We start from the raw sequence: 12,884 nt of genomic DNA, 5'->3' as shown, positions 1-12,884 counted from the left end.
TAACTCTTGATAAGTTAAAAAACATCGAAAGTCAACAAAAAAGCGCGCCATACTGCAAATGGCGCGCTTCTGACATTAAAATTCAGTAAGGTATCATTACTGTTTTCTGTTAAGTCATTATTAAATTACCAAAACGGCCTTCCTCCACGATGGACGTAATATTGAATGCGATAAGTGTATTACAGAGGCATCATGTCTTAAATATCGGAGCTATCAGCCGTTTTTGTTGCTATAAACTGATCTCTCTTCTTATCTAGCACTCCTATCCATCTTCCCTATCTTATCTTTTTTACTTCACCGTAAAGGTCACCTTCCTGACAAGTTTGGCAAAACCTTCCACATCACTACCGTAAGGTCTGAGAAATTGTTTGCTACCATCCGACAAAGTGATGGTATCCCCAAAACCATGTAGCTGCCGGCCATCATTCATATTGAAATTGATGGCCACATCAAAGAAATCTCCGGCCTTCACACCATTGGCAGGTAAACTAAACAACTGCATCAGTTGTGGACCAGTAATCGGTACACTAGCAGGCAGTGATGTAAGACCTCCCTGCAATACTTTGATGTTGTTGAACTTACCGTTCATAGCCACTACCACATCGGTGGTTTTAGGCTGTTCCCCATCCGGGAAATACAGTGCCACATTGATGGCCCCGTTAAAACCAGGCAGGTTGGCTGCCAGAATAGACTGGTCTTTGGTAGCATCTTTGGACAGCTGGGGCAATGCGCGTTTGGTAATACCATCCGGCAGTTTAGCATTGTCATTCTTGGTGCAGGCAAAAATGAAAATCATCCATGCGGCCAACGTTACTATATAGAGAAACTTATTCTTCATACTTACAATTTTTTTTATCCAGAAATGCCGATGTTAAGGACGCCAGAACGGAGGCGTTATATCAGGTTGTTTTTGTGGTGGCGCATTCGGGTTTACCTGCATCTCCACAACAGGCCATGGCAGAGAAAGCGGGTATTTCCGGCCTAAGGCTACCGGCACCTTAGCCTGCGGAGGAGGCAGGGTAGGATTACCGGCGACAGGAGGCTGAGCAAAACCACCCGGAGCCATCGTAGGATCGGTTGGGTTAAACAGGATGGGGAAACCGGTACGGCGATAATCGCTATACAGGTCGCCACTGAACCCAAAGGCCTGTATCCATTTCTGAGTAATAATTACTTCCAGGCGACCGGCCGGTGTGGTCTGGGCGTCATACACCGCCAGTATTTTATTACGATAGGTGGAATCTCCGAAGAGCGTAGGTACCGACTGGCCTCCCTTTGCCAGCCCTACTACAAAGTCAACCTGCCGGAAAGATTCATCAATCGCGTCAGACAGCTTCTGACGGGCATTTCCGGCAATAACACCGGCATTCATCAGCTCTGCCTGAATGTACAAAACATCTGCATAGGAGATCAGCCTTAAAGGCGCAGCACCGGTACCACTGCTGGCGGTTACTGTAATCGCATCTCCCACATCATAACGACCACCTACCGGATATATGCCAAATACCGTCATACTACGGTCCTGGGAACCATTCCGGTTAGTACCGGTAGAACCAAAGTAAATGGAAATAAACCCGGAATCACGGTATTCTGTCGGCTGCTGGGAAGCGCCCAGCGGTTTGTTCTGATTATAAAAATAATAGGGAATACGCGGATCCCTGATACCAGTAAACAGTCGGGGGTTATACCCTTTCATAATCTCATAAAACCAAGGGCTGATATAGTGTGATTTCTGCGTGGCATAATATTCACTGAAGCCCGGGTTCCTGTCGTCCGGAGAGGCCAGCGTACCGTACTTCATCATGAACCCCTGACCGGTATTACTGATCAACCCTCCTGCTGAAATCAGCTGGTTCACCGGGCCGGATACATCCTGTACGAGCCTTATCTGATTATACAATTTCAGTTTAAGACTTTTGGCCATCCTTATCCAGGCACTTACATCGCCACCGTAAAAGATATCATCGGCATCGGGTGCCAGCACATTGCCACTGGTGTTCTGCAAATCACCAATAGCCGCATCGATCAGGGCCAGTAACTGGGGGTAAATGGTAGCCCCTTTGTCGAATACCGGGTAACGCAGTCCGTTGGTGCTAAACTGGTTCGCCTGTGAAAAAGGTACATCTGCAAAAGCATCTACATACTGACTGTAACCATAGGCTTTCAGCAACTTACCAATACCCGCATAGAAGTGGTTGTTACCAGCAGTAGCCTGCCGTATCAGCACCTCTATATCTTCCATAAAACCAATATAGTCAGGACCGTTAGCAGCTACCGCAGAACTGTAAAAACCTGTCCATGCACCGTTAATGTCAAACTGCGAACCGGTGGCCCCATACTGGTCCTGAGATTCACGCACTACAATCTGGTGCACGTACACAGACAACACTTCTGTGAGTCCCCTCGCCCCACGGGCATCATTGGTAAAACCCATATCGGATGCCAGGCCTTGTTCCGCACCGGTCAGCAACAGTTTCAAAGAAGCTTGCTGCGGGTTGTTCGGGTCATTGTTGATATCCAGAAAATGTTTCGTACACCCCGCCGTCACAACCACGAAAAGGATCAAAAAAATATAGCTTAGTTTTTTCATCAGTTCAATTTTATTCATGATAAACTAGAACGTCACTTTAACGTTTACACCAAAACGCCGGGTGGTAGGAGCACCAGACAATTCAATCCCCTGTACGTTGGTAGAACCAAAGCTGCCCACTTCTGGATTAAAGCGAGTGTATTTAGGCAGGAAAGGTGCATAGTACCAGAGGTTACGTCCTGTCACGGTAACGGTTAAGCCGCCAATAGGCGTTTTGCTGAAAAACTTCTTGGGGAAATCATAGCCCAGTGTAGCTTCACGGAAGGTATACACGGTAGCGTCATATACATTCCATTCGGAAGCAGAGTTGATGGCAAAAGTTTCTCCAAAGAACATTTCAAAAAGACTGATGGCTGTTGTATTGGGTATACGTTGTCCTTTGTCGTCCGTTAAGGCGGTGGCGGAGTTCACATCACCATATACACCTGGAATCACATATACATTGTCACGCTGACTGGGACCTGTATCTTTTGTCACACCACGGCCCAACAGAGAGCTGGTGGTAACAGAATAAATATCTCCGCCTCTGGTAAGGTCAAACAATACATTCAGGAAGATGCCTTTGTAGTTGAGGGTAGTGCTGATCCCTGTTTTGAAATCCGGATTGGGATTACCGATCATACGCTGACTGGGGTCAGGAATCAGGAAACCATTGGAAGGATCTATGAGCAGCTTACCATCGGTGTCTCTTGCGTCAGCTGTACCACGGAGGTAGCCATATGGTTTTCCTGCTTCCAGAAAAGGAGAGATCGCATCCAGCACACCTGCCAGCGGCAGTCTTATCACACCGGGTTTCAGCTCTTTTACGATGCTCCTGTTTTTGGTGAATACACCATGTATGCTCCAGGTGAGATTTTTATTTTTGATCGGTATCACATTAAGATCTATCTCAATCCCTTTATTGGTCAGTTTTCCGAAGTTATCGATCACCTGTCCGAAGCCGGAAGAGGGAGGAAGGGTAAGCGGTGCAATCTGATTGGTAGACTTGCGGGTATACCAGGCAAAATCAAGCGCCGCTCTTCTGTCAAAAAACTCCAGTGTAGTACCCAGTTCAAAGTCTTCCGTAAACTCAGGCTTCAGGTTGGGATTGCCCGCATTGGGACTTTGCATCACACCGGATTGACCCTGGAAAGGTATATTGAGGCGGAAGATATTGGCGAGTTGAAAAGGATCTGCATCCCTGCCCACTTTCGCCCAGCTGGCCCTCAGTTTACCAAACGTCAGCACTTTGCTTTCCAGTTTAAGCGCATCGGTGAACACCCAGGAAACCGCCACGCTCGGGTAAAAATAGCTGCGGTTGTTGGATGGCAGGGTGGAAGACCAGTCATTTCTGCCTGTGAAAGCCAGGAAGAGCCATTTTTTATAGTCCAGGTCCACTTCCCCGAAAAGCCCCCACAATCTGCGCCGGATGAAAAGATCTTCCGAAGGCAATACGCTCTTGGTATTGGTGAGCGCCCAGGTACTTCTGGGCACGATGATATTTTTACCAATATTCACCTGTGATTTTGTGGTACGCTGGTTAACGTTCTGACCTACCAGCACTTTCAGTCCGAAGTCTTCATTTTTAAGCTTGGGAGTAAATGTACCAATGAGGTTGGACTCGATTTCCGTAAAACGATAACTCTGTTGTGTAATCTGACCATTACCTTCTGCTCCTCTGGAACCTACGTCCACCACTTCCTTACGCAGGAAGGAGTTGATATTGGTACCGATCTGATAACTCAGGTTGAACCAGGGCATTACTTCATAGTTGAATTTCAAACCGGCCACATAACGATCTGTGGCAGTAGTAACAGTATTATGTTTGAAAGCCCACAAAGGGTTATCGTACTGGGCATTGTTGGTAGATACCGGATTACCTGTAACAGGGTCCTCAAAAGGCAGCCCGGCAATGTTCCAGTTACGGGCCAGGAAGAGGTTACGGGCAAAGGATGAAGTAGCGCCTGATACCTGGTTTTCCCCGAAGATACTACCACCCTGATTACTGGTGCTATAGCTGAAATTGGCGTTAACAGTCAGCCCGTTGGTCAGGCGGGTTACACCACCTACAGACAGGTTACCTCTGTTGAAGAAAGAGTGGGGCACATAACCATCCTGGCTCAGATAAGAAGCGGTAGCACTGATGGATGATTTTTCATTACCACCATTTACACCCACTGAATTTTCAGTGATCCAGCCAGTACGAAACAGGTCCCGTACGTTGTTAGGGACTGCACGATAGGGGGTTTTACCGGAAGCGGGGAAAAGTTCGGGGAAAGCCTCCAGATAGTTAGGCCATACCGGAATAGAGTCCAGCGTGCCAAATCTGGGGCCCCAGGACCCGTTTGAGTTGGAATAAACAAAGCGGCTACCGGCGCCAAAATCGTTTTGATATTTGGGATAGCTGGCTACTGTTTCCATGGAGAGTGAGGAAGAATAGGTCACTTCGGTTTTCCGTTTTCCCATGCTGGCGCTACCGGATTTGGTAGTAACGATGATCGCCCCGTTAGAAGCCCTCGAGCCATAAAGCGCTGCAGCTGCGGCACCTTTCAGTACGGTCATGGAAGCAATATCATTGGGATCGAGGGATGAAAGACCGCTGGAGTAGGCACCACCACCGGAAGTCTGGCTGGAGGTAGTTACCTGATCATTATTGTAAGGAATCCCATCTACTACGATCAGGGGTTCATTATTGCCATAAAAAGAGGTATTACCACGGATATTGATACGGGTAGCGGCGCCGGGTGTACCTTGTGAGCTCCTGATGTCTACCCCGGCCACTTTGCCTTGTAATCCCTTCAACATATCCGGTTCAGATTTCTGTTGGATCTGGTCTGGTTTTACCGTGGCTACCGAGTATCCCAGTGAGGTCTCATTTCTTTTTAAACCTACCGCTGTTACTACTACTTCGCCTAATTGTTTTTTATCTGATTCCAGGGCCACATCGACTTCATTGCCCGGGCCTACAGGCACTTCTTTGGTGAGATATCCTACAAAAGAAAACACGAATGTAGCATTAGCGGGGACGTTATTCATTTTATAGGTACCATCACCGGATGTAAACACCCCTTTTGTCGTACCCTTTATGACTACCGTAACACCAGGAAGAGCAGAACCATCTTTAGCATCCGTAACTTTTCCGCTGATCGTTCGTGTTTGGGCTACTGCGCTGAGAACGCTGCTGCACACGAACAGCCATAGTAGTAGCTCTTTTTTCATAAGCGACTTGGTTTTGATTGACTAAATAGAAGTTAACTCGGTTAAATTACGACAAAAAAAGCTGATATATTATCAGTATTGGTTAAAATAATATCAGATAATTTCAGATATTTTGCTATATGAGTCTAGATAAATATTTGTTAAATAACAACTAGATAACAGGGAAACATTTGGAATTGTTGACAAAGTGAGGAGAGGGGAATACATTTTTTTTAACCAAATACAAAGAAAACTGCATAAAAGATTTTTTTTACAGATGGCAGGCTGGGGCAGGAAGGATGGAAGCTAAAGTAATGAATGGGGGTTATATGAAAAAGGGGCCGTCTCAAAACAAGAGACGGCTTCTTTTTTATAAATTCCGGTTGTTATAATGATTCTCCAGTTTCCATTTTTAGAAGTGAAGGGTTAACCTGATTTTATGCTGTTTTCTTTCTAAGATTGTGTGCCATAGCCATTAATCCCATTTCGATTGACACTTTATCCATCCCTTTTAGCATAAATCTTTTAAAGCCATGATTATGCTTAATATTTGCGAAGACAGATTCCACGTCATGGCAACGTTGTTTACGCTTCTGTATTCCTTTTCTTCCTTTTAATCGTTTGTCAGCCAGCGCCTTAAGACGATTTAGATTATGATTTACTTCTATGATGCGATTTGTTTGTTGATCATGACACATCTGCCGTAATGTACATCCTTCGCATGTTCTGGCTTGATAAGTAGTTATTGTTTGCCCGTAACCGTTTTTAGTTGTTTTTGGGAACGTACTTTTTCTACGCATTCGCTGGCCGGCAGGGCAGATATAGTGGTCCTTTTCAGCATTGTAGGGTAGGTTTTGGGCCTTGAACATTTCCCTGGTTTTAGTTGACCAGTGCTGGTTGCGATCGAAGGAAGCATGCTTAACATAAGCCGTAATTCTCCTGTTTTCCAGCCATTGATAGTTCTGTTCGCTGCCATACCCTGCATCCGCTGTAATATTGGCGGGCACTCGTTTATATAACCGTATATACTGCAGGAGATGACTGATTAAAGTTGATGTATCCGTGGACTGCTGATGAAGGCTGTAATTGACGATGTATTGATTATTAGTACTTATCTGGAGATTATAAGCTGGTTTAAGCTGACCATTCTTCATATGATCTTCCTTCATACGCATAAAGGTAGCGGCGGGATCTGTTTTGCTATAGCTATTGCGGTTAGAGCCTATTATTTGTTCCTGTTGCTCATACTTATCCAACGCTGAAGGCCAGTTACGGTGAGCATATCCCAGCTTTTGTCTGATCCGCTTGTCTATGGGTTTTTCTTTGAGGGCGTCATTGATGGCCGCTATTGTTTTACTGACTTTTTCACTGTCGATTTTGTCATATCCGGATGGGTCCGTATCATCACCCAATTCTGAAGCTGCCACTGATTGTGCATATTTCCACAAGTCATTAAGCTGCTGTTTTATTTTTTCTTTACTGTACTTAATGCCATTGCTCCATACAAAACTGTAGCGATTTGCCTGCGATTCTATCTTTGTCCCGTCAGTGTACAGTTCTTTTATGTTCAGTAAGCCTTCTTCGCATAACAACAATACCACCTGGGTGAATATAGGTTGTAATACCTTTTGCAAGCGTTCACCACGGAACCTGTTGATCGTATTATGATCGGGTTTACTCATACCACTAAGCCACATAAAGTGGATGTTCTGGCCTAGTGCCTCCTCTATTTTACGGCTACTGTAAATGTTATTTATATAAGCGTAAATAAGGACTTTCAATAACATCCTGGGATGGTAACTGCTGGTTCCTCCTGCTTTATAACGCTTCAGCAATAAAGTTATATCGATCTTTTCTATTACGTCATCCACCACACGAACTGGGTGATTCTCGGCTATCAGATCCCCAATCTCGGGAGGGAAAAGCATAGCCTGGTGCTGCTGATTGGCTTTAAAGACTACTGATAGTGTTTTTCCTTTGGGCATACTATAAAAACGGAAAAAGCTACCCCGCAGATTTCCCCCCCCAAAAAAAAAGAAGGGAGTGTCTTTTGAGACACCCCCTTTTCAATTACAGTTTGCAAAAATTATTTATTATAACCCGGATTCTGAACGATGTTCGGGTTAGCATCAATTTCTGTCTGCGGGATCGGGAATGCTACACGGTCGTTATCATAATTGATATCCGGTGTCTGTGACAGGATCGCATTGTTGTCTTTAATGCTACGCTTACCTTTTTTTCTAAACAGGTCTGTAGCACCAAAACCTTCACCTACCAGCTCCAGCCTTCTTTCTTTGATGATCTCAGCTTTTATTCCGTCAGCGCTCATATCAGTAAACGCAGCCAGACCACGTTTTGCACGCAGGCTGTTGATATCGTCTACTGCCTGTTGTAACGCTCCACTTTCAGCATAAGCTTCCGCGCGGTTCAGCAGCACTTCACTAATTCTCAGAACTTTTACGTTAGTCATACCTGTCAGACCCAGGCCATTACCTACCCATTTCATCAGGTAGTTACTACCGGAATAAGTCTTGATAGCACCTTTTCTGATATCAGCGGGATCCAGCTGGGCCATAAAGTTATCAGTAAGCCTGATATCACCATATCCGCCTGTGGAACTACCGTCATTAGGCAGGTAGATGTAACCGAAATTATTCGCCCCTCTGTTTTCCAGTGTCAGGAAACGCAGCGTGAAAATATCCTCAGCAGTAGCATTACCGCTGGTGAAGTTAGCCAGATAGTCGGCACCGCTCCAAAGAGCGTATTTCTGGATCAGCGGTGTAGCTTCTTTAATCACATTCTGCCAGTCTTCTTTGTAAAGATAAGCACGGGTCAGCAATGCAGAAGCTGCGTCCTGAGAAGCACGGAACACTCCATCTGTGCTTGGCTTGGATTGGGGAGCCACGGTCTGCGCTGCTTTCAAATCACTGATGATGGCATCATAGGTTTGATTCAACGTAGCGCGGGAAGGTTTAAATGCAGGAACCTCTGTTTGTTCCAGTGCCCGCAGTACCAGCGGAATACCAGTGTTGGCAGCATCAGCCTTGTCTTTCACCAGGGAATACGGCTTGGTATATCTTCTAACCAGATCAAAATTAGCCAGCGCACGCATAAAATATGCTTCGCCCCTGTAAGGTTTTGTAGCGTCTGTTTCAGGCAGTTTATACAGAATAACGTTAGCCTGGTTCACCACTCTGTAGGCATTCTGCCAGGTGAGTGACTGCGAAGCAGTCAGCGGTGTGAAAAGATATTGGAACTCAAAAAGGAACCTGTTGGAGTTGGACGCGGTGATTTTCATATCATTGCCAGTCAGGTCAGTTACCACCATAAAGTCGCGGCCATAATACTCCATTTCCTGCGCCCGCTCATACATACCGTTGGCAAGGTAGCGGACGTTGGATTCCTTAATGATGTCTTTATCTTCCATGGAATCAGCAGGCTTGATGTCCAGCTTGGAATTACAAGCGGAGAAAACCGTAGCTGCTGATAACGCCAATATAGAAAGTTTTGGATATTTCATAATTTAACCAAGATTTTTGTCAAACAACTTCTTCAATTACAATCCTACACTGATACCAAACGTGAACACACGGGAAGTAGGATAACGATAAAAATCAACACCTGCGTTGGTAGTTGCTACAGAAGCAGTGCTGGTTGGAGGCAGCGGGTTGGTATTGATATCCGGATCCCATCCTTTATAGCTGGTCAGGGTAAAGAGGTTCTCAGCCTGTGCATACACACGCAGTGACTGCATCTTCATATTACCCAACAGTTTCTTAGGCAGGGTATAGCCCAGTGTGAGGTTTCTGATCCTTGCATAAGACACATCTTCCAGATAACGGGAAGAAGTCTGGTTTGCTCCGCTACCGCCGAAAATTACGGCAGGTCTGTCAGAGATATCACCTTTCTGTTTCCAGTGGTCCAGCGCGTCTTTTGCCTGGTTACGGGAGTTTGCACCATCGCTTTCCAGGTTTGCACGGTTGTAGTTATAAGCTTTGTTGCCTGCACTGAAAGTAATCAGCATAGACAGATCGAACTCCTTGTAGTTGATTTTGTTGGTCCATCCTCCAGTGATTTTAGGCAGTGCCTGACCAATAAATTGCCTGTTAGCTTGTGCTTCGGTATAGCTTTCAGTAGGTTTACCATCGTTGCCTACCCACTGTGCATGACCATTTTCCGGATTAACACCATACCAGATAGGCATGTACCAGGAACCAAACGGTCTGCCTACTTCAATACGTTGTCTGGAACCGGAAGAGATGAACGGCTGTCCACCCAGGTCCAGTACTCTATTACGCAGGGTAGCGAAGTTCACGTCAGAAGACCAGGTAAAGTTTTTAGTTGCAACCGGAACACCTCCAATGGTCACTTCAAAGCCCTGGTTCAGCATTTTACCGATATTGGTATTTAATGTCTGGTAACCGGTGGTCATAGAGATCGGCATTTCCATTAGCAATGCGGAAGAGCGTTTGTCATAGAATCCAATGCTACCGTATACACGACGTTTGAAGATGCTGAAGTCCAGGCCGATGTCAAACAGGTTTTGTTTTTCCCAGCTCAGGTTAGGGTTACCTGGTTGGTTAGCAAAAGCAGCTGCTTCTGCGAGATAAGCACCTTTCAGGCTATATAATCCCTGATATGGATAATCAGGATATTTTCCCAGACCTTCGGCATTACCCATTACACCATAGCTGGTGCGCAGTTTCAGATCATTCAGCCAGCTCAGGTTTTTAACAAACTCCTCTTCAGTAATACGCCATGCAGCACCTACAGAGTAGAAGTTACCATAACGGTTTTGTTTGGGGAAACGGGAAGAACCGTCTCTTCTGTAACTACCGCTCAGGAAATATTTGGATTTGTAGTCATAGTCCGCTTTGGCGATCAACCCCTGGAATGCATAGGCTGTTTCATTACCATCACCATCAAACAGGTTGGCGCCTACGCCAGGAACCTGTAAATCCAGTCCTTTAGGGAAACCGCTTTTTGCTGCCATCGTGTATACTCTGTTCTGATAGGAATACTCATTACCGGCCAACAGGCGGATATTGTGATCCTTGGCAACGCTGAAGTTGTAAGTCAGCAATTGCTGGGTGGTATACAGTGCAAAGTTGGAGTTGACATTATAGAGATAACCGCCATTATTACGACCGTCATAGGAATCAGGAGATACCCATTGTTTTTCACGGATACCGGTTAACTCAGCATTACCTTTTACTACAAAACGCAGACCATCGATGATGTTATATCCCAGTGCTGCGTTGAAAATAGTCTGGGTATTGTTATTCTTATTGTAGCTGTTGGCAACTGTCTGCAGGAAGTTACCGCCCTGCAGGGTAGGACGCCATGCATCAGGAATATCAGCTACGCCGGACCAACCAACGGAACCAGGCTGTCCAGCCTTATGGCCTGCATATGGGTTACCATTTTCATCCAGCGCAGGAATCCAGGGAACCTGTGTCATAGCACCTCCCAGTGGAGAAGAGTAGGAATTACCGGCAGAAGCGCTCAGCTGATCTGTGTAGCTACCGCTCATTTTAACACTCAGGTCAAATTTATCGTTGAACTTGTGGTCTACGTTCAAACGGCCGGAATAACGACTAAAGCTACTGCCCACCAGGATACCATCCTGTTTGAAGTAATCACCGGAAGCATAAAAAGTGGTTTTTTCATTACCACCGCTGGCATTCACACCATAAGCGGCAGTTTTACCGGTACGGAAAGCCAGATCCATCCAGTCTGTATTATAGTCTGCCAGGTGATCAGGGCGATATTTCAGGATATCTGCATCAGAGTATTTTCTGGTACCATCGCCATTCAGGACATTTTTCAGACCTTCACGCTGATATTCCAGCAGCTCAGAGGCATTCATCATCGGAATCTTTTTCGCCAGATTCTGGAAACCTAATTTGCCATTGAAATTGATTCTGCTCTTACCTTTTTTACCGGTTTTGGTAGTAATTACCACCACACCGTTGGAACCACGGGAACCATAAAGGGCAGTTGCAGATGCATCTTTAAGAATGGTCACATTCTCGATGTCAGCAGGATTGAGGCTGGACAGGATATCCTGAGAAGGTGTATTTTGAGAAAAATCACCAGAGGACATGATCACACCGTCCAGTACATACAGAGGACTGTTGCTGGCAGAGATGGAACCGATACCACGCACTCTTACTTCTGTTTTAGCACCAGGCTGGCCGGAGTTAGTGGACACAGAGATACCAGGCGCATTACCCTGCAGCATCTGGTTTACATCTGGCAGGGATACGTTGTTGATTTTTGCACCGGTAATGGTGGATGCTGCGATGGTGGAGTTAACTTTTTTCTCCATGGTGTAACCTGTTACAACTACTTCGTCCAGGCTTTTGGAGTCTGTTTTCAGTGCGATGTTGAGCTTTTCAGCTTCCCCAACAGGTACTTCTTTGGCTTCGTAGCCAATAAATGATACTACTAATACATCTTTCCCGGAGGCCTGCAGGCTGAATGAACCGTCCGGATTTGTGGTAATTCCCTTGGAGGTTCCCTTTACCTGGATGGTTACTCCAGGCAATGGTGATCCGTCTTTCCCGTCGGTAACTTTCCCCGTAACACTGCGATTTTGCGCAAATGCCTGACCAACCGCGCATAGCACGGCCAGGAGGAGAAATAATACTTTCCTCATAAGCATGATTTTGTTTCCTAGTTTTTAACCTTCAAAAAATAATAATCAATATCAAGGCCTTAAGCCTCAATTCATTTGGTTCCCGTTATTGCAATAAAATAGTTGATAAAATTCCTGTGGAGAACTTTCAGCTGGCAGGTGTAATGACAGTACGATAACTAAAAATCAATGACAATCCTTGCGATTTATTCAATAAATCGACTGAAGAAGTAATTAACTTCTTTCCCATAAGCAGTTTCCTTGACAAATTTTCAACCAGCTGTAAATATAATCTTTATTAACAAAAAATTAAGCTCGAAAACTTGGCTATAACAGGACGATAACATCTTTTTAACACGACGTTAACTTATGCAAATAATTATTACTATATAGATATATGTAAATAAACAAGCGGCAAGAATACCACCTGCATTTATCAACCAAAATCTAAATCGAGATTAATGTTGTCACGCCTGA

The 12,884-nt window shown here is 45.3% G+C and carries 6 protein-coding genes; all 6 read right to left on the bottom strand.

The annotated features are described in order from the left end of the window. Positions 1–289 precede the first annotated feature (289 nt). A complete protein-coding gene (locus tag KD145_RS20960) occupies positions 290–838 on the bottom strand; it encodes a hypothetical protein (RefSeq protein ID WP_212001381.1) in 549 nt (182 codons plus the stop codon). A 33-nt stretch (positions 839–871) separates the two neighbouring features. Beyond that, positions 872–2,590, bottom strand: a complete 1,719-nt coding sequence (locus tag KD145_RS20955; protein ID WP_212001380.1) for a SusD/RagB family nutrient-binding outer membrane lipoprotein — start codon at positions 2,588–2,590, stop codon at positions 872–874. A 24-nt stretch (positions 2,591–2,614) separates the two neighbouring features. Beyond that, the gene (locus tag KD145_RS20950; RefSeq protein ID WP_212001378.1) at positions 2,615–5,788 is read right to left on the bottom strand and encodes a SusC/RagA family TonB-linked outer membrane protein; all 3,174 of its coding nucleotides are present in this window, start codon (positions 5,786–5,788) and stop codon (positions 2,615–2,617) included. Positions 5,789–6,204: 416 nt separating this feature from the next. After that, a complete protein-coding gene (locus tag KD145_RS20945) occupies positions 6,205–7,752 on the bottom strand; it encodes an IS1182 family transposase (protein WP_212001377.1) in 1,548 nt (515 codons plus the stop codon). Positions 7,753–7,853: 101 nt separating this feature from the next. After that, complete coding sequence (locus KD145_RS20940) at positions 7,854–9,287, bottom strand: RagB/SusD family nutrient uptake outer membrane protein (protein ID WP_212001375.1); 1,434 nt, start codon at positions 9,285–9,287, stop codon at positions 7,854–7,856. A 36-nt stretch (positions 9,288–9,323) separates the two neighbouring features. Beyond that, positions 9,324–12,428 carry a TonB-dependent receptor gene (locus KD145_RS20935; RefSeq protein WP_212001373.1) on the bottom strand — a complete coding sequence of 1,035 codons (3,105 nt, stop codon included), beginning with the start codon at positions 12,426–12,428 and terminating at the stop codon, positions 9,324–9,326. Positions 12,429–12,884 lie beyond the last annotated feature (456 nt).

The sequence above is a fragment of the Chitinophaga sp. HK235 genome, from assembly GCF_018255755.1.
Taxonomy (GTDB): Bacteria; Bacteroidota; Bacteroidia; order Chitinophagales; family Chitinophagaceae; genus Chitinophaga.
This window is presented reverse-complemented; position numbering and strand designations above follow the sequence as displayed.